A 19,039-nucleotide genomic window follows, 5' to 3' on the forward strand; every position below is an offset into this window, starting at 1 on the left:
CTCGGCGCTCGGCTACCGCTCGCCCGTCGTCTACGAGAATGAAACCCGCTCCGACCCGTTGCCCGAGACCCTGCTCAGCCAAGCCCCCTGAACCGTCCACAAAAACGGGGTAATCCCACACAGCCGCCTGTCCGGGAAGCATCCACTGGCTTGGGAGCGGAACGGCAACCGTCGTCCCCTATGCCCTTAAGCGGCACGGCGGTCCTGAACCGATCATACCGACGGCCGATCCGGTCGAGTTGCGGCCCAACTCCCACCAGCGTCAACGGCCGGTCTAATTCCTTGACCACGCGCAGCAGGCGGGCACGGAACAGCTCGTCAGGTTCCGGCGCGCTCATGGCTCAACCGCGGTCGAGATTGCCTTCACCTCGTCGACGCGCCCAGCCAGGACCTCGATGGCCTCCCCCACGACCGGCGGCCAAGGAAGCTCGTTCTCCAGAAGGAACCGCGCGGCGACCGTGACCGCTTCGATGTGTTTCTCGTCGAACGGTCCGCCCGATGCCTGAGCGATTAGGAACTGCTCGGCTAGCGCCGTCGACATGCGCAAGATCTGCTCAACCCGCACCGGATCTTCGGTTTCGCTCACTTCAGATAGCCCTTCGTCTTCAGGTGCTGAGTAAGAGGCATCTGCTCACCCGCTCGGGATCCTCGCAGCGTCACCCGTAGCATCTGGCCGGCAATCATAAGTCAGGCCGGTCTGCTTGCGGTGAGGTAGAGGCCATGCTCCCGGACGTCGCCCAGGATCTCCTCGGCATTGCCCATCGCGGCGATGCCGGGGTTGCTGGCCATTTCCTCGATATCGAGCTTGTCCAAGCGCCGCCACAGCTGCGGGCTGCCAGGCAGGTTCGCTCCGTCACGGTCTGTGGTGGCCGCCAGCCGCGAACCGTCGACCTCGGCGAAGGTGTAGATGTGCTTCACGGCCTACATACTCCGCATGTGGGTGGGCTATTTTAGGTGGCCCTTCGCCGTCAGGTGCTTGGTGGTACGGCCTGCTCGCTCCAATGCCTACCCCTCCCGCTCCCGGAACCGGATCCCGGCCCCGCTGCCGTTCTCGGGGATGAACTCCAGCCGGCGGTCATGAGCGAAGATCCGCCGCTGCTACGACTACGGCCGCCGCGACAGCTGCAACGGCGCAGTCCTCGAACGCGTATATCAGGCCGGCAGCCTCAAGCGTGCGTTCGACGCTCACGAGCACGACCGCAACGCCGATCGCCAGTAGCCGACCCTTGATCATGCTCATCCAGCTGGCTCCGCAGTTGCTGTCTCTTGGATACCGAGCCACTCCAGCGCCGCCAGGCGTGACTTGAACACGTGCCGCTGGTTTGCGAACGGTGCTGGGCGCTCGGATGCCGGCATCTCATCGAGCAACTCGACCTGCCATGTGTCGCTTGGGCCGCTACGGTGAACGCTGCGCACCAAGCCTGCGATCACGACACCGTCGAGCAGTACATCGTAGCTGCCGGGCGCTAGCTGCTCCACGGTGTAGGTCACTGCTGTTCCTTGGTGCGGAAACCGGCGAAGAAGCGGGTCAGGCCTTGCAGGTCAGCGCCGTCCGATGGCTCTGCCGCTGGCTCTGGCACCGACCGGCCATCCTTGTCTGCGAGCTCGTGCATCACGTGGGTCAGTAAGGGCGGCCACTCCACATCATAATCCTGCAGAAGGCGTGCAGCCTTTGCCAGTGCAACGGCCTGATCCGCAGGCACAGCCCCGGCCGTGATCAGCGCGTCGAGCGCACGATCCGAGAGCACGGCGCAGAGGCGCAGGACCTCGGACAATCGTTCGTGAGAGGGGGTCACGTCTGATCCTCGCCCTTCAGGCGCACGCCAGGCCGCCCGTGGTTGAGGAACTCGACGCCTGCTGCTTCGAGGGCGGATTGAACGGCCCGCACCGTATCAAGTCCGCTAGTCAGCGTGTTCGCGCCCTTCCCCTCCATCGCTCGGATGGTGTTGGCGCTTACCTTCGACCGCTCAGCCAACGTGACCTGATCCATAGCGACGAGCCCGCGAGCCGCTCGAAGCTGATTGCCGGTCGACAACATCACACCCTCGGTTGTTTTTATACCCAATGCCCTGTTGACCGCACCAAGGCATGGGTATTATAACAAGTCCACCGGCGGCGGCAACCGCTGCAACGTGGACTGCACCCCATGTCCCACCGCACCGTATCCTGGAACACCCTCTCCCGCAGCCTGCACGACAGCCGGCCCACGATCCCTGCCGGCCTACTCTCAGCCAAGGCCCGCATCGACATGACGGTGCGCACCACCCGCCGACCGCTGTTCGCCGCCGGCCGGTTCGACCGCGGCGCCATCATGTCGGCCGCCGCTTCCGCCGCCCGCGCCCATCAGGAGCGGTTCGGCGGCACCTGGGGCGAGGCCATGTCGGTCTGTCTCACCGCCGCGTGGCGTGCCGCCAAGATGGCCCGCCACATAGCCGCGCACTGATAGCGTGAGTCCAGAAGCCGGTTTCGGGGCTCTGAGCGCCTGAAAGCCGAAGCCGCCCAACCACTTGGGCGAGTGAGTCGACCTTCCCTTTCTGATCCCTGCCACGAGCCCTCACCGGAGCCCGAACGATGACGCACGCCCGCATCCCAAATTTTAGCGATCCCGTCCCAGTCCGCGGCCCGGCCGCCCCGAGTACCGCCCGCCGCCGGATCCCGGTCGATCCCCGCTACCTGAACCTGCCGAACGAGCCAGTTCCGAACGAGATTGAGCCCGGGCAGGCCGTCTGCCCGATCCGCCCGGACACCGCTCACAGCCGCAGCCTGCGCTTCCTCGACGCCGCCGGCGAGCTGCTGGACGCCGTCGCCATCATCGGCGGCGGCATGGTGCTCACCGGCATCGCCACCCTGGTCTGACCCGACCCGCAACCGAGCGGGCCGGCCGCCCGCGCCTCTCACCCGAGGATCCCGCGATGTCCCTCCGCACGTCCCTACAGAAGCTGATCCGCCGCGATGCCGAGCGCCCGAGCCTTCGGGAGCGCGCCGCCGACTTGCAGGCTGACCTGTCGCGCGTCGTCCGCAAGCCGCAGCCTGCGCCGCCGCCGATGCCTGAGCCTACCGACTGGAACAGCCCGCCGCCCGGCTTCATGGCCTACCCCGAGCGGGAGCCAATGAGCTTCCTCAACATTCCCGAGGGCCTGCGCCTGGAGTTGGAGCGCCTGCGCAACATCGCCGAGATCGAGTTCGAGCGCGTGACCGAAATGGCCGGCGGTGGCCTCCACGAAACGATGCGTGCCGGGATGGAGGATCGCTTGCGCCGCCGGCTGCGGCTCAACGGGATCGAGGCCGCGCTGGCGCCGGAGCTGCCTGTCTCAGCGGGCATCGAGGATCGTGCAGGGCTCGTCTACTACGAGGACGCCGCGGGGAAGACGCATTGCCGGCCGGTCGCTGACTGGATCGGTTTCACAGCGCAGCGCCTCTACACGGTGGCGTGCCAGGAGATGAGCCGGCAGTTCAACGCCCAGTGCGGTGGCCTGGACGAAGCGGGGAACCGCGCCCTCGACGCCAAGCTCCGGCGTGAGCTGCGCATCGACGCCCTGTTCGCCCTGACCTTCCATTCGCACAAGGTGTTCGAGGCAGCTGATCTGAGGCGGTACGGCACCGAGGAGGAGATCGCCGCCGCGGTCCCGGAGATCGAGGCTGACCCGGTCCACGCTGTGATCGAGGCGGTGCGCCGCTGCCTGTTGGATTGCACGGTCGCCCAGCAGCTCCCGCAGCCGCCCGGTCGCCTCGACCCGCTACCGGAGCAGGAAGCCGCCGGCGAGGCGCTGCACGCCAGCCTCGACGCCCTGGCGGTGACCGTGCCAACCACCGCCGAGGGCTGCGCATCACTCGCTCGGTTCGCCGTCGAATTCCATGCGGCCGAGGGTTTCGCCGCCGATGAGGACGAGCACGGCCAACAGCACCTTGGCATACTCAATCTGATCGCCCGCTCGCCCATGGGCCAGCGTGGTGCCGCATTAGGGGACAAGGCGGCGCTGAAGTGGTCTCAAGCCCAGGCGGATGCGGTCGACCTGTCCGACTGCAGCATCACGGCTCTGGCTCGGCTGTTCGAGTTGTTCACCGCGGCGGCCGATACGTGGTCGAACCTGTCCTGTCTGCCTTACGTCGAGGACAACACAGCTACCTCCCGGATTGTCGATGGCGAGTACGAACGCGCCGCGTTCGTCCGTGACCGCATCCTCGGCCTCCTCCGCAACCGCCGCCCGAGCAACAACAGCGAGCGCGACGACGCCCTGTCCGTTCGCCTTCGCTACGAGATGGATTGCGAGATGAAGGTCCGAGATCAGGCCCTTCTTGCCGAGATCAACGCTGCGTGGGGAGCCTGACCCATGGGCGACGTGCTCACCTTCACCCCGCGTCCGAAACCGGCCGCTCCGGAGGCCCTGGAGCCGCTGGCCGGAGCAGCCCTCCGCGCCAGCCTGGAGGAGGCGGCGCAGGTCGCCCTCGACGCGGCAGACCGCATCATCGCCGTGCTGGACCGCATGGACGGCGACACCGACCTGGAGGACGGCGCCGACGATGAGCCGTCCCTGGCGGCGCCCGAGAACCACACCGGATCGCAGGTCACGTGGCTGCGCGGGAACGATGCCGACCGCGAGGCCGAGGCGTCTGAGACCGCGCTGCCGGAGGTGGCGGAGATCACCTCGACGGTGATCGAGGTGGCGCCGCTGCGTTGGGGTGGGCGGGGCAACGTGCTCGCTGCGGCTGGATCGCTGCTCGTCGACTTGCTGGAACGTGCCTGACGCAATCAGCATCAACTTTGGCGACTGTAGCAGGGGTGCGCTTACTGGAAGCTGCCGTCGGGTAGACGACCATGGAATGGCGTGTTGCGGCAATGACCCCATGGTCCGCGCCAATAGCCCGGAGGGCACCCATTCCCTGCGCGGACTTGGTACCAGCCACCCGGGAGTGGGCCAGAGTACGGCGTATTCCGGCAGTGCCCCCACGGACCGCGCCAAGCGCCTGGGCCGCAACCACCTGCCACGAGGGTAATGGGAGCAGTGATGCCCGGATCGGTCGCAATCGGCATCGCATTCGCGGAGGCTAGCGGCAGCGCGGTGAGCACCGCGGCAGCGAAAAATGTATTCATTATATTCATGGCTGCTTTCCCTTGTATTCATTCGCCGAGATGATCGCACCAGCTGTCTCCATAACTTGCCAGGAAAGCAGCCGCTGCATTAAATCTTGGCCATGAAACCGAAAGGTTTCAGAAAAACAGACAATGCGACACGAATGAAAATGACAACTATGCTGAACCGATCCTAGGAGTTCGCGTCCCGACGATCTCCGGGTGTTGGCTCGTAGCAGAAGGCGGTGCTGCGTAACGGCAGAAGGTCAGCTCAAACCTGTCCCGGCTGGCAGCCATAGGGCGGCACGGCACGTGGAAACCGCTCCTTGATACGCGCACAGCCCCACGAGCGGAGCGGCTCGGGCAAACGGCGGTTCACCTCAATCCCGACCTCGTCGTAGGGCGACGCGCCGGCGTTGACGTAGCTGTACCACCGCCAGCCGATCGTACCGACGCCGGCCAACGCGATGCCCAAGGCGACAGACACAGCTAACCCAACCCAGGATTGAGGACGTCGTCCCGCATCCGCCATGCCCAGTCACGTCCCCTCAACATTGACTTAACCGTGCCGTCCGGCCGCCATGCCATGTCCGGCTGGGGCGCCGCCGGCAGGGGTCAGCAGCCGCTGCAAATCGGCTTGGCATCTCGATGACCGTCCCTTCCGAGGCGGTCCATCGCGGCCTCTGCGTTGTAGGGCTTTGCCTCGGCGCCACGTCGAGCGCTCTTCTTGGGCGGGGCTGATGCGCTATTGGTGCTCGCAAGGCCGAGTGCGCCCCCTCCCGCACCAGCGCTGCCAGTCTGAGCGGACATCGACGGCGGTAGAGCGAGCTCCGAGGGGCGCTGATCCTGCCAGGCCGCTCTCGCACGTTGGGATTTCAGAAGGTCGTCAGACGGGTTCACGCCTGCACGGGTTCTACCCAGGCCGGGGTTCAAGAGCTGCCCGGGCTCGACGACCGGCTGTAGGGCATCGTTCGATACGGCCACCGGTGGCAGAGCTGTATACGACCTCGTAGTCCCAGCTGGTGACAGGCAGCCGCCCAGCGCTAAGCCACACCCGCACAGCACGACAATCCGCATCACATCCATGCCGACCTCATTTTGCTGAGGGACCACGCAAGATGGCGAACCGGCGAAACAGCACGCGGCCGACCGGCATCGACGCCAAACTACGCGGGTGCGCTGCTGCAGTGCAACCAGCGACGCGTGGGCTTCAGCGTTGACTTAGCCGTGCCGCCCGGCCGACATGCCATGTCCGGCTGGCGCGCGCCTCACGCGAGTCGCCGGAGCAACCAGGAGCACCGACCGCCGCAGTAGGACCCTGAAAAGCCAAAGGCCCCACCCCGGCAAGGGTGAGGCCTTCGAAATCGAGATGTCCTGTGGGGACCAAGTTTCCAACCCCCACAAGCCATGAAGCGCCCTAGGGCGTCAAGTCGGAACCCCGGTTCCGGCAACGATACCGGCTTGTCTTGAACGGAGCGCACAGCTTGCGCCGCCGATCGTCCCCCTGTGGCCCTTGGAGAAGGGCCGAGACACGTGTTTGCAGACGAAATCCGCCGCGCAATCGAGGCGGCGACCCGAATCACCCTGCCGCAGGTGACGGCGCTGCTCTGGCGCGCCTACGCCGATGAGAAGGTCACGGAAGCCGAGGCCGAGACGCTATCCGGGCTGATCGAGGCGCGGACCCTTTCCGCCCCGCGGCGGGGCGATAACCTGCCTGCCAGGCAGGTTTTGCGCTCCCCAGTTTCGGGGAGCTCGCCCGATCCGGCGAGCGCGGCTTATTCGGGAAGCACCGAAAAACCCCAGAATAGCCCCAGGAGGCCAGGCGTTGGGTCCCGACCACGCACGGGCGCCAGCATGGAGCGCCGCCGCCGCTGGGCCGCCTCTGGCCGCCTGCCGCCCGGTCTCGCTGCTCGGTTTACGCTGGCCGAGCAGGCGGTCCTCGCCCTCGTGGCCGCCGAGGTGGTGCGCCGGAAGGATTGCCGGCTGTCGGTGCCGAACCTGGCGGCCGTGACGGGAGTGGCTGAGACTACGGTCCGCAACGCGATCCGTGAGGCCCGGAAGCTCGGGCTGCTCACCGTCGAGGAGCGCCAGATCACCGGCTTCCGCAACGACACCAACATCGTCCGCATCGTCTCGCCCGAATGGACGGCTTGGCTACGGCTGGCGCGAACCCGAGACCCACTATCCAGACTTGGATCGTCCGCCTCCGCCCCACCGGCACAGGGGGGAGGGTGCAAATCCGCGAACCGCACGTCTACTGAAGTTCTAGTCCTGTCAGAATCGGGGAAAACGGAGCCGAAGAAGGGCTGCCGACAAGCGGCTGGCGACCTCGACCGATCAGGTCAGCCGAGAATCCGCGCAGATCGTGGGGCAGGCGGAGCTATGCGGTGAGGGTCTGCGGCCGGGCGTTATGACGAACACAGCGAGTCGCCGTGAAGCAGCTCGATTACATTCGTTTGCCACTGTACTGCCTCGGTCGAAGCTCGCTGAGGTTTAGACGAGTCGTAAACCGATCCATTGCTACTCTCCGTTGTGCGAACGAGCGGAGACAACTTCCGTGCTAGATCGGTTTAGAATTACAACCAAGGGTAGATACTGCCTGTCTGGCGGTGAGGACGTGCCGTGCCTCGCCGACGTATCCGCCACTGACTTCATCGAGCTGCGCCGCCTGACAGAAGGGCCCCTCCCTCAGGCTGGAGCGCGCGTGATCTGCTACCTCGACGACCTCGGGATGCTCGACGGAGTCGTGCTTCACGGACGGCCAGGTGGCTTCGTCTTTCAACTCGTGGCCAACGCCGAGCGCCGTTCCCGGATCGAGGCCCGCCTGGAATGGATGCGCAGTGCCGACGACCGGGAAGATCAGCGCAAGGCTGCTCGCATCGTTCCAGTATACCGCGATGTCAGGATCGCCTTGCAAGGCGCCCGCACGGCCGAAGCTTTCGTCACCGACTTATCCATGACAGGCGCCGCTCTGATCCTCGATAGGAGGCCTCAGGTCGGTGCGACGGTGACGGTGGGCAAGCGCTACGCGACGGTCGTGCGCCATACCCCCGAGGGCGTCGGCGTGGCGTTCCGAATGCCGTTCGGCCCGCTAACCTTCAACGAGCGTGTGATCCTCTGACGACAGACGATGGATAGGCGATGGGCGAGCTTCTGCTGATCACCGACGACATCCATCGCGGCCGACGTCTGGCCCGCGATCTCGGCGCGTTCGGTTCATGCCGGATCCACGATCTTTACGACGAGGCGACGCCGTCCCGCGGCGCCGGCCTGATTGTCAGCGATGTGGAGGGCCTGAACTCCGAGGCGCTCGTGCTCATGCGCCGCATTCTGGAGCGGGTGCGCGACGAGGGCATGCCGTATCTCTTCCTCGTCCATGGCAACGTCGCCCGCGCCGAAGCCCAAGCCCGGATCCTGGGCGCGACTGCGACGCTCCCCGTCAACGCCTCGGCTCGCCTCGTCACCGACAAGCTCGCCCAGATCAGTGGGCAAACCCGATCGATTGCGACAGGTGAACGGCAGGCAGTCCGAGCCAGACAGTTCTTCGCGAAGGCGTTCTTCTCGGGCCGAGCGATCACCATCGCGGTAGCGGACACCGGCACCGAGCTGATCATCCAGGCCATCCGAGACGTCGGCATCCACGATTGGGTGCAGGCAGTCCAGCGCTTCGACGACGTCACTCATCAGCACTGCCTGCTCGTGGCCGGCCTCGCCGCAGCGTTCTCCGGGACCCTCGGTTTTGGTGCCGCCGACCGTCACCGACTCGCAAAAGCCGCTCTGCTCCACGACGTCGGCAAGACGAAGATCCCAACTGCCATCCTGAACAAGCCGGGCAAGCTCGACCCGGCCGAGATGGCGGTGATGCGTACCCATCCGGCAGAGGGGTACGCCATGCTTGCCGGCGGTGGCTTCGACGCGTCCCTGCTCGCGGTCGTGCGCTCGCACCACGAGATGCTCGACGGCTCGGGCTACCCGGACGGGCTGAGGGGAGCCGAGATCCCCGACCTGGTCCGGCTGGTGACGATCTGTGACATCCACGCGGCACTGATCGAGCGTCGGCCGTACAAGGCCGCGATGGACGCGGCGCAGGCCTACGCCATTCTGGACGGTATGGCGGGGCGGCTCGACGCGGATCTCGTGCGCGCGTTCCGGCCCGTGGCGGTGGTATTCGATCGGCACTGCCTCGCGGCACCGTCGAGGGCGGTTCAGAGTGATCCCAAGCATGCAGCTTAAGTAGGCGGGCGTCGCAAACTCCTACGATGCTCCGACCAACTGAAGCTTGCGAGTTTGCGCCTCGGGCTGGGCACTCTTCAGCCTCGCACAACATGTCTGGTTTCGTCCGCCGGCCTTGGCTTCGTAGAGTGCAGCATCGGCGAGATGATACAGGTCCGCTAGCGCGGACACCTCCGTGCCGCCCGACACTATCGCTGCGAGCCCGATGCTGACTGTGACTGCACCGGCCCCGATGCCAGCGGATCCGATCGCCAGGGTTGCTACCTCGGCGTGGACTTTCTTCGCGATGCGAAGCGCGCCCGCCTGATCCGTATCCGGGAGAAGGATGGCAAATTCCTCGCCGCCGACCCGGCAGACGAGGTCGTCTGGGCGATGCACGCTGGCCGAGAGACAGCGCGCCAAGCCCTGCAGCACCTCATCTCCGACCTGATGGCCATAGCGGTCGTTGAAGCGTTTGAAGTGGTCGGCGTCGACGATGAGCAGCGATAGTGGCTGGCCATTGCGTCGGGCGCCTTCCCAGGCCCGCGCGCCGGTGTCCTCGAAGGCTCGGCGGTTTGGGAGACGCGTCAGGGCGTCGGTCAGCGACAGCCTTTCGAGCTCACCCTGCATGGCTTCCCGACGGCGAAGCTCGCGCCCGAACAGAAGCGACAGTGCGATCGTAAGGCTGCATAGCACCAGCACGATGCCGCCGATGACGAGGGCCTTCACGCGCCACTCCGCCTCGATCTCGTCGGTCGACAGGGCGACGTTGAGGATCAGCGGAAGGTCGCCGACGCGCGTGAAGGCGTAATGGCGCTCGATGCCATCTCGGACCGAGGTGTGGACGAAGCTGCCGCTGTGCTGACGGATAAACCCTTGAAAGGTCGGGGCACTGGCGATGTTGGCGCCGATGTCGGCCTCGACGAAAGGCTGACGCATCACCCGCGTGCCGTCGCGCAGGTACAGGTTGATCGCACCTTCTTGACCGAGGGTGATCTGGCTGAACAGGCGCGTGAAGTAGGACAGCTTCACGCTACCGAGAACCACACCTCCGAAAGTGCCGTCGGGTTTGTTGATGCGGCGGCTGAAGGGAAGCATCCGTTCCCCGGTCAGGCGCGAGATGATCGGGTGTCCGATGTAGAGGCCGACACCGGCCCGCGCTTTATGGACCTGGAAGTACTCACGGTCCGCGTAATTGCCCTTGCGCGGTGGAACGGCATCGATATCGGCGATGATGCCGCCGCTCTCGTCGATGACGATCATCACGCCCATGTCGCGGGCGGTGGCGGCGCGGTCGAACAGAACGAGCTGACGGAGCTCGGGAGTGACTTCCGCGAGGCCTGGCGTCCTGAGATTGTCGACGGCCGCCTGGATCGAGAGATCATACATCTCGACGTTGCGGGCTATGTCGCGCTCCAGGACCTGCAGGAGGTTCTTGGACGTCTGCTCGGCTTTCTCCCAGGCGTCCTGGCGCAGATCCAACAGCATCATGCTGGATGCCGCGAGCATGCCGATAGGTGCCAAGACGCCGAGGCCGATCCAGGTGCGGGCGGAGCGGAACGGACGCGCCAATCGTTGCAGCGCGGGCATCGGGCATCTCGCGAATACAACCACGAGGTGCTTCAGTCGCATGCCGAGTCTTAATCGGTCCTTTCATGCTCGCTGAGACCGCGACCGACGCCGGGAACCTGCATGCCCTGATCGAGGCGGTTCAGGTCGAGTGCTATGCGTGGACGGCTGAAGCCCTCAGTGTCCGTAGGCGGCCCGGAGCCATACCTCAGTCCGAATTAGGCAGAGTGAGATCGGTCACTTGGCGGGATGGCGATGACCGTCTGAGCGTAGACCTAGCACATCCATGACCCGGTCCCGAGCTCCGACGTCGGAGATCGGCGTGCCATTCTCAAGCCCAGTGATCAGCTCGGGATCGACCCGTGCGAGCGTCGATAGGGTTTCGATCGAGTAGGCGCCGCGTATGCGAGCGGCATGGATCTGCGCAGCTAACGTGGCATCCAGGGAGGTAGGCTTGTCGTGTAGGTCGCTCATGGGCGAGCGGTACGTGCCGGCCAGGGCTAAAGTTTCGCCCACCGAGATGTTCTGAAACGCGGCTATTCCATCCCCGGAGGCCGAGGACGTGGCACGCCAAGCTCGGTGAGGCCGAGGAACAGCGCGAGCTGCGTCACCACCGCAAAGGAAGACGTGCAGCCGCTACCGTTCTCGATAGCCGCAATCGCCTCGGGCGCGAGGCAGGCCAAGCGGGCTGCGTTGTCCAGGGACAGACGCAGTCGGTCGCGTGCCGGACCAGCGTGCGTCGCGAGGTTGCGCAGCACGACGTGCCGCCGCTCCTCGATCTCGTCCATGAGGGGGCCCCGATCTCAGGAGGGCCTGTCGCCCTCACGAGAGCGATACGACTAAGGCCCGTCGCGTGAAATACCCAGAGTTGCACTTGTGCCTTGCACAAGTTGCAGCTGTTGCACCGCGGCACTAACGGTTGTGCGACGTAATGAGGTACAATCCTGGGTCGGTTTTAGACGGCTGGACCGGCAGCTGTGCGTTCAGCCTCCCCCCTGTAGAAAGCTGATCCTGCGATGACCTCCACCAATGCGCCGAAGCTGGCGACCGAAGCCGACCGTGAGATCGGCAGCCGCATCGCGGCGGTCCGGGCGGCGCAGGGTCTGAGTCAGACCGCGCTTGGTCACGCCATTGGGGTGAGCTTCCAGCAGGTGCAGAAATACGAGAAGGGTCGCAATCGCATCGGCGCCAGCCGGCTGCAGAGGATCGCGGATCAGCTCAAGGTGCCGGTCGAGACGTTTTTCGCGGGCTCACAGGGAGCCGATGACCGGGAGGCCGTTGTCCCGGCCTTCTTCAATGATCCGAAGGTGGTGGAACTCGTCCTCGCGTTCACGGGTATCGCCGACGAGACCACACGCGATAGCATCTTCTCCATCGTGAAGGCCGCCGCTACGATACAACGAAAGCGTGCTGGTCAGGCATAGGGCCCACCGAACAAGTCTCCCATCGCCTTCCGCCGGAACAGCGTGCGCTGTCGCCGTCTCTGATGCTCTGGTCGGTCGTGGATCATGTGGCAGCGCTGGCAGAAAACCGCGAGGTTGGCGTCCGCGTTGTTGGCCGTGTCGTGATCCCGGTGAGCGGCGGCCAGCACGACACGGGTCCGGCGAGCGCGACCTAGGATGTCGACGCCAGACCTAATCCGGATCCGGCGTCCCCATCCATCGCGCCAACGGCTGGCCTCGGCGTCCCACCAGCGGCCGTCGCCGAGGTGGTAGACCATCTGCCCGTGCGGCCGCCCGCAGCTCTCACACCGGCCCTGCGCCCGGCCGAACCGGATCGCCATCGACAGCTCGCGCCAGTCGATCGGGTAAAAGACGCGGTGCTCGGGCCGGATCGGCATGACGGTGGCACTGAGCCGTCGATGGTGAAGAAAGCGTAGCGGTAGAACGCCCCTACCTAGCGCTCATGGACTTGTCCGACCTCGAATTCTGGGCGCTCCTCGCCATAGCGATCGCCGGCCTGTTCCTGCCGGTCACGATCGTATGGTGGAAGGGCCGCCCAATCTTGCCGATCGCTGTGCTCAGCCTCGTGTTCTGGCCCGGCGCGCTGATCCTGGCGCTGCAGCTGCGACGCCGGCAGGATCTGTAACATCAACCGTCGTGAGAGTCTGAACGATATCGAGTGTGGCCTATCCGCTCTCGCCCCATCGATGTGGACTAGCTTAGCTCGCTCTGAACGAAGGGCTATTCATGAACCGCTACATCGCCGTGACCTTGCTGATCACGGTCGGGCTAGGTGCCTGTCAAACAGGGGCCTCCGGACCGCAACCGGCGGGGTCAGGACTTCGAGGCGCTGCGCTTCTCCAGGAAGATGTCGCCCGTCTCAGGGCGGACCGTGATGCACGTCGGATCAGCTACACCGAGTGGGCTGATCGAACCCAGGCAGCCGCGCGAGCCAGCGTGCCGCTGAGCGCGCAGGAAGAGGATGCGTTGGAGTACCGCAAGCGGCTCGCGCAGCGTGTGGACGCTGGAGAAATGACCCCCGCCCAGTTTGATCGCGAGAACGAGCGTGCCTTGCAGAGGCTGAAAGCCCAGCGCGGCAAAGCCTGACCCTCAGCCCGATGGTACGCTGACCACGTCCTACAAACGCAGAAAGGGCCGCCCACCCCATGATCGAGGGAGCGGCCCTGTCCTGTTGTAGTCAGCAAGGCGACGAGAAGCTCTGTTGTCTTAGGCGGCCCGTACGGTAGCGAGGAACCGCTCAACCTCGGCTGCGAGGTGCTCGGACTGGCGTGACAGCTCCGAGGCCGCCCCAAGCACCTGGCTTGCCGCTGCGCCGGTCTCCTCGGCTGCGCCAGCAACGCCCGATATGTTGCTTGTCACCTCACCCGTCCCCATCGCCGCCTGGCTGACGTTGCGAACGATCTCCTGCGTGGCCGCGCCCTGCTCTTCCACACCTGCCGCGATCGACGTTGCTACGCCACTGATCTCGCGGATCCGCCCGGTGATGCCGGCGATCGATGCCGCTGCCTGGCCCGTCGAGGCCTGGATCCGAGCGATCTGTCCAGAGATCTCGCTCGTCGCCTTGGCGGTCTGCTCGGCCAGCGCCTTCACCTCGGAGGCGACCACGGCGAAGCCTTTACCGGCCGCACCGGCGCGCGCAGCCTCGATCGTAGCGTTGAGTGCAAGCAGGTTGGTCTGGCCGGCGATCGACGAGATCAGCCCGACCACGTCACCGATCCGGGCTACGGCCGCGCTCAACTCCTGCACCAAGGCGCCGGTCTGATCCGCCTCGTGTACGGCAAGCTGCGCAAGTTCAGCCGAGCCAGCGACCTGCCGGCTGATCTCCTGGACGGATGAACCGAGTTCTTCGGCAGCGGCTGCCACGGTGTTGACGTTCGAGGCAGCCTCCTCAGCTGCGGCCGCGACTGTTGTCGACTGGCTGGCCGTCTCGGTCGCCGTGGCCGTCATCGTCTGTGCTGTCGCCTGCAACTCGGTGGCGGACGAAGACACCATGCCGATGATGCCGCCAACCGCGGCCTCGAACCCGTCCGCCATCTGGCGCATGCCGGCCTTGCGCTGCTCCTCGGCAGCCAAGCGGGCCTCCGCGGTCTCCTCTTCCAGCGCCTTCATGCGGATCAACCCGTCCTTGAACACCTGCACGGCGTCTGCGATCGTGCCGATCTCGGTGCCCTCACCCTGATGCGGGATCGCGACAGTGAGGTTACCGCCGGCAAGTGCCTGCATCGGCTGCACTACTGAGGCGATGCCGCCAGTGACGCCCATAACGATCCCGGCGCCCGAAACCACCGCGAGGACGAGGCCGGCGACCATGGCAACGACGCCCCACGTCCAGGTGTGCTCGTAGGTGTCCTTGCTTCTGGCCTGAGCCAGTGCGGCTCCCTCGTTGTTGATCGCAATCAGCTTGTCGAGGGCAGCCGAAGCTGCACGGCGCGGGATGATGCCTTTGCTCTCATAGAGCGCAAACGCTTCGGTCTTCTGGCCCCTGCGAGAGAGCTCTAGAACCGCATCGCGCACAGTCTCAAAGTCGCGGTATGCTCGCGTAAAGATTTCATACAGTGCACGTTCTTGAGACGACGCAATCATCGGCTCGTAGAGAGTCTTTTTTTCATTGAGTTTTTTGGCGAAGCGATCGGTATCAGTTTCGATGTTGGTAAGCAGTGTCGGATCCGTAGCCTGCGTGTGACGTAGCATGGAACCCGAAGTACGGGCAGTAAGCGTGTCGATCTCACCTAGGACTCGGATGCTTGGCAGCCAGTTCGTCTCGATGTCAAGTACTTGCTCACGCATTGTCTGGGTTCCTAGTAGACCCAGAGAACCTATTCCGATAAGCAGGACGGCGAGTATTGAAAATGCAGCAATCAATTTGCTGCGGATCGACATGGATTGAAGCGACACCGCTGACCTCGTCAGGCAGCCGTAGAGCCGGGGATAATTGCAGCTGCCAACATTAAGTCGTGGGGGGAAATGGTTAATGGGATACAACTAGACGATGTATTAGGGCCTTCCGTAGCAGAGGTTGCCAACGATTTTGTTTCCAGCCCAGCCAGAACGGTCATTCGCCGCTTCGACACCAAGTCTGCCAAAAGCCATCCTGAATGCACGCGTAAGGCGCACGATCAGACTGAAGATTCATAGGAGGTCGCTCACACCTTCAGTGCGTGTGGTGTGATACCCCTCCTGCTACCGTGCTTCTTACCGTAGCGCTGCCGTCAGCTACCGTCCCTTGCCGCAGGCTGCCGTCCCTCAGCCGTATACAGCCGTCTTCCTGCTGCCTCGGCTTCCTCGACCCGAAGCCGATCAAAGCACCGCGCAGCAGGCCGAAGCAGCGACGATGCTCTCGGACATTCGCGCTTGTTCGGAAACGCTCGAAGATGTTCTCTGCACACCTGTGCACCCCAGTGCAATCGGCCTGCCCGGCTCGATCCGTGACTACGGGTGCCTTGGTCTGTAAGTTGGATAACCCCGCCTTTGCGCCCCTGTCGCTCCCGGGTACGGCACCGCTTCGAACCACATCGCGCACCTCTTCGCGCTGCCTGAGATCGGCAGCATCCCGTAGGGCTTGCCCGGGTTGAACATGGCCCAAGCCTGCTGCAGCGAGATCGGCTGACCGCCTCGACAGACACGCTCGTGCTCGCCATCTTGAGCGCATGCCCGAGCAGCCCAGCCAGACCGACGATCCGTAGGAGGAGCCGGCGCCCTCCCCGAGATAGTGGTCAGCCCCGCGCCCTCACCCCGTGCTGCTGCAGCATCGTGAAGAACTTGGACGGGCCGTAGAGCTTGCGCGCCTCAATGAGCGAGATTGGCCGCCCGCCCGGAGCCTCGCCCGCCGGCATGCCGCCTCCCCTGGCCGCCTGCGCCTGCTTCTGTCCGCCGCCCGCGATGGATTTCAGGGCCGAGGCGACACCATCATAGGGGCGGGGCTGCTGCGGCGGGTTGGCCGGATCGCTCGAGAACCCGGTCGCGTCAGGAGTGAGCGCAAGAGGCTGTCCGGACAGGGCCGCGACGCCCGAAACTTGCGACACCTGTCCCGGCACCGCCGAACCCTGCGCCTGGACACCGCCCAACCCGAAAGCGCCACGCTGCGCCGTCGCGCCCATCGAGGCGCCCCGAGGGGAGGCGGTGGCCGGCAGCGCTTGGCCGTTCGCAAAGCTGTTGGCGTAGGCCTGCGTGGTCGCGAGGCGGGCCGCGTTCTCACCGCCGGGTCTGTCGAAGCCGGCGAATTTCCAAGCCTGAGCCATCAGACGGTTGGCTTCCTCGGCACTACCGGCGTTCTGCAGGGCCTGCGTGAGCTGCGGGTTCTCCTGGAGGAAGAACTTGGCCTGCGCCGTCACGGGGTCGGCCGCGCCCTGGGTGAAGGCCTTCATGTTGTCGAGGCGCCCGCCACGCCACGATAGGACGCCACCTGACTGCCCCGGTTGACCGCTCTCGCTCGGGTCCGACCATGACCCGGTAATGTTCGCGGGGTTGTAGCGGCTTTCATGTTGACCGTAAGCTGCGACGGCGCCGAGCCCGTAGGGGTTCGTCAGTCCGCCCTGTTGGATCGTGGAGATGAACCGGCCTCGGCTGTCGGATATCGATGCTCTGCGCTGATGCCGGCAGGCTCGGAATGGCAAGCAAGCTGGCCGCGATCAGCGAGCTAGTGAATAAGTGCTTCATGGTGCGGTTCTCCCGGGGGGTAAGGGCCGTCACCTACGGTTCGTCAGGCCGAAGAGCGCGAAACCCGCCAATGCCGCGAGGCCTAGGGCGAGGGGCTGATTGGCTTGAACGAAGTCGGCCGCTTGCTCTCCAGCTTGCCGGAGATCGTTGCCCAGAGGCGAGCCCGTCAGGATGCGCTCGGCACGGTCGCGGTTCTCTTCCCGGGTGTTGATCGAGACCTCGAACGCATCGCCATGCCGATCGATCTCGATGCTGTTGCGGGCAAACCCTGCCCGGGCGAGGCGATCGCGCGCTGATCGAGCGGCCTTGAGGGATGGGAGCGTGACCGACGCTAACGTACTGTCCGACATCATTTCCTCCGAAGGGCGGATCGAAACTCGTCGGGGCCGATCTCGTTCCTCGTAACGCTAACCCCGCCGTGAACATCGAGGTCCGGAACGACGCCAGTCGTGTTCAGCATCAGGCTGTGGTCGCTGCCCTGAAGGTTCTCGACGAGGATGCCCACGACCACTTGAGGGTCGACCTGGAAGCCCTGTCGTGAAAACTCATAGGCTGTGCTATCTATCTTCACCGGTCTGGCTGTTTCTTCCCTGTTGTTTACAGCCATGCCCACCGCTGAGATCCGACCATGCCGGGTGACGGAAAACCATTCGTAGAAGGCCGGTCCGGCAACCCCGCCGGTCGCCCTCGCGGTTCCCGCAACCGCTCCACGTTGGCCCTGGAAGCCATCTTCGAGGGCGAGGCTGAAGCCCTGTCCCGCAAGGCCATTGAGCAGGCGCTCGCGGGCGACGGCGGCGCGATGAAGCTCTGCCTCGACCGCCTGCTGTCCCCGCGTCGGGACCGGTCCATCACGTTCGACCTTCCCGTCATCGAGACCGCAGCCGATCTGCCCATGGCGACCGCCGCCCTGCTCCGGGCGGTGTCCTCGGGCGAGATCACGCCGTCCGAGGCGGCCGATGTCGGCAAGGCGGTGTCCGCCCACATCGAGGCGATCACGGCTGCCGACCTGCACCACCGTCTCGCGGCACTGGAGGGACAGGGAGCATGAGGATCCGAGAGATCGAGACGCGCATCGCGCGCCTGGAGGCGAAGCGCGGCACCGGCCGGTTCGACCACCTGTCCTATGGCCAGGCTGAGCGCGCGCTGTTCGATCGCCTGCACAGGCTGGCGGCCAAGGCCGGCGGCATCGACGAACTGATGGACGAGTGGGACGAAGCCGAGGATCCGCAGGAGCAGCATCTCATCGCCCGGATCCGACACTGCACCCACGACGTCGCGACGTACTACCGGGATCTGAGGGCGAGGCTGTCATGAGGATCAAGGAGATCGAGGCAAAGATCGCCCGGCTTGAGGCCAGCCCTCGGTTCAGTGGCCTAGCTCGTCTTTCCGACGCGGAGCTCGACCGGCAGATCGTGGCGGGCCTGAACGACATGGCGTCCGAGTGGCCGTCCTTTGGCGCCATGGTGTCGAGCCTGGAGGCGTCGCCGATGCCCGCCGACAAGGAACTCGCCGGTCAGATCGAGGCGTTCATCGCGGACTGGCAGGCGCAGCAGCGGCAGAAGGTGGTGCAGTAACTACATCGGCCTGTAATAAGCCTGAAATTCGCCCCGCTGGCGGCGTTCCTTGCTTTGCCCGTGATCCACAGCCGCCGCAGCTCCGTGCCAGTCCTGAGTCATCCTACGCGATCTAAGGCCACCTATCGGCCCACAAACCAACCCTTCGATCGCGTCCGAACGGGCGTGGCACTGAAAGCGCCACCGAAGCTAAATGACGGCCTGAGCGGCTACAAGGCGGTGCGTTCGGGTGGCGGATCGTGGCGGGTGTAGGATCCAAACATCTCCTGCAGCCGCACGCCGACCGGCGGCAGGGGCGGGCTTCACATCGCGTGATGCTCTTCCGGAGGCGGACGTTGATCGCTATGTCGGTTGGCGCCGCTTCGGCGGTCGTCTCTGTGTTACCGCTCGTGGCCATAGCTGGCCCAATCGAGCGAAGGCCAGCGGCGTCCCTGTCCGAGCTCTGGCAGATGCTGAGCGCCTGCGCTCAGATCACCGGCCTGCCGGCTGGAGCC

Annotated in this window: 28 protein-coding genes; 13 read left to right on the forward strand and 15 right to left on the reverse strand. The window is 65.2% G+C overall.

Annotated elements, in window-relative coordinates:
• Nucleotides 1–334: 334 nt before the first annotated feature.
• The 6 genes from MKL20_RS05495 to MKL20_RS05520 all read right to left on the reverse strand — a co-directional run bounded on the left by MKL20_RS05495 (nt 335) and on the right by MKL20_RS05520 (nt 2,038).
• On the reverse strand, nt 335–586 hold the full coding sequence (locus tag MKL20_RS05495) for a hypothetical protein (RefSeq protein ID WP_244035845.1): 252 nt from the start codon (nt 584–586) through the stop codon (nt 335–337).
• A gap of 101 nt (nt 587–687) precedes the next feature.
• Nucleotides 688–918 carry a hypothetical protein gene (locus MKL20_RS05500; RefSeq protein ID WP_244035846.1) on the reverse strand — a complete coding sequence of 77 codons (231 nt, stop codon included), beginning with the start codon at nt 916–918 and terminating at the stop codon, nt 688–690.
• Between the two features lie 157 nt (nt 919–1,075).
• Nucleotides 1,076–1,240 (reverse strand): hypothetical protein, encoded by a 165-nt coding sequence (locus tag MKL20_RS05505; RefSeq protein ID WP_244035847.1) that lies wholly within the window; start codon nt 1,238–1,240, stop codon nt 1,076–1,078.
• The gene (locus MKL20_RS05510) at nt 1,237–1,491 is read right to left on the reverse strand and encodes a hypothetical protein (protein WP_244035848.1); all 255 of its coding nucleotides are present in this window, start codon (nt 1,489–1,491) and stop codon (nt 1,237–1,239) included. Before MKL20_RS05510 ends, MKL20_RS05505 begins: the two co-directional genes overlap by 4 nt.
• Entirely contained in the window at nt 1,488–1,796 is a 309-nt protein-coding gene (locus MKL20_RS05515) for a hypothetical protein (protein WP_244035849.1), read from the reverse strand. The genes MKL20_RS05510 and MKL20_RS05515 overlap by 4 nt, the downstream gene beginning before the upstream one ends.
• A complete protein-coding gene (locus MKL20_RS05520; protein WP_243964535.1) occupies nt 1,793–2,038 on the reverse strand; it encodes a hypothetical protein in 246 nt (81 codons plus the stop codon). The genes MKL20_RS05515 and MKL20_RS05520 overlap by 4 nt, the downstream gene beginning before the upstream one ends.
• 108 nt (nt 2,039–2,146) lie before the next feature.
• Between MKL20_RS05520 and MKL20_RS05525 the strand changes: the two genes are divergently transcribed.
• The 4 genes from MKL20_RS05525 (at nt 2,147) to MKL20_RS05540 (ending at nt 4,745) form a co-directional block, all read left to right on the forward strand.
• A complete protein-coding gene (locus MKL20_RS05525; protein ID WP_244035850.1) occupies nt 2,147–2,443 on the forward strand; it encodes a hypothetical protein in 297 nt (98 codons plus the stop codon).
• Nucleotides 2,444–2,571: 128 nt separating this feature from the next.
• Nucleotides 2,572–2,856, forward strand: coding sequence for a hypothetical protein (locus tag MKL20_RS05530; RefSeq protein WP_244035851.1), 285 nt, complete (start codon nt 2,572–2,574; stop codon nt 2,854–2,856).
• Nucleotides 2,857–2,990: 134 nt separating this feature from the next.
• The gene (locus tag MKL20_RS05535) at nt 2,991–4,328 is read left to right on the forward strand and encodes a hypothetical protein (RefSeq protein WP_244035852.1); all 1,338 of its coding nucleotides are present in this window, start codon (nt 2,991–2,993) and stop codon (nt 4,326–4,328) included.
• 3 nt (nt 4,329–4,331) lie between these two features.
• On the forward strand, nt 4,332–4,745 hold the full coding sequence (locus tag MKL20_RS05540) for a hypothetical protein (protein WP_244035853.1): 414 nt from the start codon (nt 4,332–4,334) through the stop codon (nt 4,743–4,745).
• 41 nt (nt 4,746–4,786) lie between these two features.
• Here MKL20_RS05540 and MKL20_RS33240 read toward each other — a convergent pair whose 3' ends face one another.
• Nucleotides 4,787–5,101, reverse strand: coding sequence for a GCG_CRPN prefix-to-repeats domain-containing protein (locus MKL20_RS33240; protein ID WP_244035854.1), 315 nt, complete (start codon nt 5,099–5,101; stop codon nt 4,787–4,789).
• Nucleotides 5,102–5,342: 241 nt separating this feature from the next.
• Complete coding sequence (locus tag MKL20_RS05550) at nt 5,343–5,558, reverse strand: hypothetical protein (RefSeq protein WP_313902707.1); 216 nt, start codon at nt 5,556–5,558, stop codon at nt 5,343–5,345.
• 1,046 nt (nt 5,559–6,604) lie between these two features.
• On the opposite strand from MKL20_RS05550, the gene MKL20_RS05555 reads away from it, so the two are divergent.
• The 3 genes from MKL20_RS05555 (at nt 6,605) to MKL20_RS05565 (ending at nt 9,304) form a co-directional block, all read left to right on the forward strand.
• Nucleotides 6,605–7,462, forward strand: a complete 858-nt coding sequence (locus tag MKL20_RS05555; protein ID WP_244035856.1) for a helix-turn-helix domain-containing protein — start codon at nt 6,605–6,607, stop codon at nt 7,460–7,462.
• A 313-nt stretch (nt 7,463–7,775) separates the two neighbouring features.
• Nucleotides 7,776–8,192: a PilZ domain-containing protein gene (locus tag MKL20_RS05560; RefSeq protein ID WP_244035857.1), complete on the forward strand. Its 417-nt coding sequence runs from the start codon at nt 7,776–7,778 to the stop codon at nt 8,190–8,192.
• Nucleotides 8,193–8,212: 20 nt separating this feature from the next.
• On the forward strand, nt 8,213–9,304 hold the full coding sequence (locus tag MKL20_RS05565) for an HD-GYP domain-containing protein (protein ID WP_244035858.1): 1,092 nt from the start codon (nt 8,213–8,215) through the stop codon (nt 9,302–9,304).
• A gap of 21 nt (nt 9,305–9,325) precedes the next feature.
• Here MKL20_RS05565 and MKL20_RS05570 read toward each other — a convergent pair whose 3' ends face one another.
• Both MKL20_RS05570 and MKL20_RS05575 read right to left on the reverse strand, forming a co-directional pair.
• Nucleotides 9,326–10,873 (reverse strand): sensor domain-containing diguanylate cyclase, encoded by a 1,548-nt coding sequence (locus MKL20_RS05570; protein WP_244035859.1) that lies wholly within the window; start codon nt 10,871–10,873, stop codon nt 9,326–9,328.
• Nucleotides 10,874–11,388: 515 nt separating this feature from the next.
• Nucleotides 11,389–11,640 carry a hypothetical protein gene (locus MKL20_RS05575; RefSeq protein ID WP_244035860.1) on the reverse strand — a complete coding sequence of 84 codons (252 nt, stop codon included), beginning with the start codon at nt 11,638–11,640 and terminating at the stop codon, nt 11,389–11,391.
• A gap of 228 nt (nt 11,641–11,868) precedes the next feature.
• On the opposite strand from MKL20_RS05575, the gene MKL20_RS05580 reads away from it, so the two are divergent.
• A complete protein-coding gene (locus MKL20_RS05580; RefSeq protein WP_244035861.1) occupies nt 11,869–12,276 on the forward strand; it encodes a helix-turn-helix domain-containing protein in 408 nt (135 codons plus the stop codon).
• Here MKL20_RS05580 and MKL20_RS05585 read toward each other — a convergent pair.
• On the reverse strand, nt 12,267–12,692 hold the full coding sequence (locus MKL20_RS05585; protein ID WP_244035862.1) for a hypothetical protein: 426 nt from the start codon (nt 12,690–12,692) through the stop codon (nt 12,267–12,269). The two genes, MKL20_RS05580 and MKL20_RS05585, sit on opposite strands and share 10 nt — an antisense overlap.
• A 65-nt stretch (nt 12,693–12,757) precedes the next feature.
• Here MKL20_RS05585 and MKL20_RS05590 point away from each other — a divergent pair, with 65 nt between their 5' ends.
• Nucleotides 12,758–12,940 carry a hypothetical protein gene (locus MKL20_RS05590; RefSeq protein ID WP_244035863.1) on the forward strand — a complete coding sequence of 61 codons (183 nt, stop codon included), beginning with the start codon at nt 12,758–12,760 and terminating at the stop codon, nt 12,938–12,940.
• A 101-nt stretch (nt 12,941–13,041) separates the two neighbouring features.
• Entirely contained in the window at nt 13,042–13,401 is a 360-nt protein-coding gene (locus MKL20_RS05595; protein WP_244035864.1) for a hypothetical protein, read from the forward strand.
• A 120-nt stretch (nt 13,402–13,521) separates the two neighbouring features.
• Here MKL20_RS05595 and MKL20_RS05600 read toward each other — a convergent pair whose 3' ends face one another.
• The 4 genes from MKL20_RS05600 to MKL20_RS05615 all read right to left on the reverse strand — a co-directional run bounded on the left by MKL20_RS05600 (nt 13,522) and on the right by MKL20_RS05615 (nt 17,578).
• Nucleotides 13,522–15,210, reverse strand: a complete 1,689-nt coding sequence (locus tag MKL20_RS05600; RefSeq protein ID WP_244035865.1) for a methyl-accepting chemotaxis protein — start codon at nt 15,208–15,210, stop codon at nt 13,522–13,524.
• Between the two features lie 818 nt (nt 15,211–16,028).
• Nucleotides 16,029–16,679: a hypothetical protein gene (locus MKL20_RS05605; RefSeq protein ID WP_244035866.1), complete on the reverse strand. Its 651-nt coding sequence runs from the start codon at nt 16,677–16,679 to the stop codon at nt 16,029–16,031.
• Nucleotides 16,680–17,000: 321 nt separating this feature from the next.
• Nucleotides 17,001–17,321 (reverse strand): hypothetical protein, encoded by a 321-nt coding sequence (locus MKL20_RS05610; protein WP_244035867.1) that lies wholly within the window; start codon nt 17,319–17,321, stop codon nt 17,001–17,003.
• A complete protein-coding gene (locus tag MKL20_RS05615) occupies nt 17,321–17,578 on the reverse strand; it encodes a hypothetical protein (RefSeq protein WP_244035868.1) in 258 nt (85 codons plus the stop codon). The genes MKL20_RS05610 and MKL20_RS05615 overlap by 1 nt, the downstream gene beginning before the upstream one ends.
• A gap of 21 nt (nt 17,579–17,599) precedes the next feature.
• On the opposite strand from MKL20_RS05615, the gene MKL20_RS05620 reads away from it, so the two are divergent.
• The 3 genes from MKL20_RS05620 to MKL20_RS05630 are packed head-to-tail and all read left to right on the forward strand — an operon-like array spanning nt 17,600 to nt 18,545.
• Nucleotides 17,600–18,019, forward strand: a complete 420-nt coding sequence (locus tag MKL20_RS05620) for a DUF5681 domain-containing protein (RefSeq protein ID WP_244035869.1) — start codon at nt 17,600–17,602, stop codon at nt 18,017–18,019.
• Nucleotides 18,016–18,285, forward strand: coding sequence for a hypothetical protein (locus MKL20_RS05625; protein ID WP_244035870.1), 270 nt, complete (start codon nt 18,016–18,018; stop codon nt 18,283–18,285). Before MKL20_RS05620 ends, MKL20_RS05625 begins: the two co-directional genes overlap by 4 nt.
• Nucleotides 18,282–18,545 carry a hypothetical protein gene (locus MKL20_RS05630; protein ID WP_244035871.1) on the forward strand — a complete coding sequence of 88 codons (264 nt, stop codon included), beginning with the start codon at nt 18,282–18,284 and terminating at the stop codon, nt 18,543–18,545. The genes MKL20_RS05625 and MKL20_RS05630 overlap by 4 nt, the downstream gene beginning before the upstream one ends.
• The last annotated feature ends 494 nt before the right edge of the window (nt 18,546–19,039 follow it).

Source organism: Methylobacterium sp. E-066, assembly GCF_022829635.1.
GTDB lineage: Bacteria > Pseudomonadota > Alphaproteobacteria > Rhizobiales > Beijerinckiaceae > Methylobacterium.

What these genes read in the sequence shown, in the direction of transcription:
- MKL20_RS05595 (WP_244035864.1), top strand. Translation starts at nt 13,042, where the DNA reads ATGAACCGCTACATCGCCGTGACCTTGCTGATCACGGTCGGGCTAGGT.
- MKL20_RS05615 (WP_244035868.1), bottom strand. Translation starts at nt 17,578, where the DNA reads ATGGCTGTAAACAACAGGGAAGAAACAGCCAGACCGGTGAAGATAGAT.
- MKL20_RS05525 (WP_244035850.1), top strand. Translation starts at nt 2,147, where the DNA reads ATGTCCCACCGCACCGTATCCTGGAACACCCTCTCCCGCAGCCTGCAC.
- MKL20_RS05620 (WP_244035869.1), top strand. Translation starts at nt 17,600, where the DNA reads ATGCCGGGTGACGGAAAACCATTCGTAGAAGGCCGGTCCGGCAACCCC.
- MKL20_RS33240 (WP_244035854.1), bottom strand. Translation starts at nt 5,101, where the DNA reads ATGAATATAATGAATACATTTTTCGCTGCCGCGGTGCTCACCGCGCTG.
- MKL20_RS05570 (WP_244035859.1), bottom strand. Translation starts at nt 10,873, where the DNA reads ATGCCCGCGCTGCAACGATTGGCGCGTCCGTTCCGCTCCGCCCGCACC.
- MKL20_RS05625 (WP_244035870.1), top strand. Translation starts at nt 18,016, where the DNA reads ATGAGGATCCGAGAGATCGAGACGCGCATCGCGCGCCTGGAGGCGAAG.
- MKL20_RS05575 (WP_244035860.1), bottom strand. Translation starts at nt 11,640, where the DNA reads ATGGACGAGATCGAGGAGCGGCGGCACGTCGTGCTGCGCAACCTCGCG.
- MKL20_RS05590 (WP_244035863.1), top strand. Translation starts at nt 12,758, where the DNA reads ATGGACTTGTCCGACCTCGAATTCTGGGCGCTCCTCGCCATAGCGATC.
- MKL20_RS05505 (WP_244035847.1), bottom strand. Translation starts at nt 1,240, where the DNA reads ATGAGCATGATCAAGGGTCGGCTACTGGCGATCGGCGTTGCGGTCGTG.
- MKL20_RS05605 (WP_244035866.1), bottom strand. Translation starts at nt 16,679, where the DNA reads ATGAAGGCCTTCACCCAGGGCGCGGCCGACCCCGTGACGGCGCAGGCC.
- MKL20_RS05630 (WP_244035871.1), top strand. Translation starts at nt 18,282, where the DNA reads ATGAGGATCAAGGAGATCGAGGCAAAGATCGCCCGGCTTGAGGCCAGC.
- MKL20_RS05540 (WP_244035853.1), top strand. Translation starts at nt 4,332, where the DNA reads ATGGGCGACGTGCTCACCTTCACCCCGCGTCCGAAACCGGCCGCTCCG.
- MKL20_RS05530 (WP_244035851.1), top strand. Translation starts at nt 2,572, where the DNA reads ATGACGCACGCCCGCATCCCAAATTTTAGCGATCCCGTCCCAGTCCGC.
- MKL20_RS05580 (WP_244035861.1), top strand. Translation starts at nt 11,869, where the DNA reads ATGACCTCCACCAATGCGCCGAAGCTGGCGACCGAAGCCGACCGTGAG.
- MKL20_RS05520 (WP_243964535.1), bottom strand. Translation starts at nt 2,038, where the DNA reads ATGTTGTCGACCGGCAATCAGCTTCGAGCGGCTCGCGGGCTCGTCGCT.
- MKL20_RS05585 (WP_244035862.1), bottom strand. Translation starts at nt 12,692, where the DNA reads ATGCCGATCCGGCCCGAGCACCGCGTCTTTTACCCGATCGACTGGCGC.
- MKL20_RS05565 (WP_244035858.1), top strand. Translation starts at nt 8,213, where the DNA reads ATGGGCGAGCTTCTGCTGATCACCGACGACATCCATCGCGGCCGACGT.
- MKL20_RS05610 (WP_244035867.1), bottom strand. Translation starts at nt 17,321, where the DNA reads ATGTCGGACAGTACGTTAGCGTCGGTCACGCTCCCATCCCTCAAGGCC.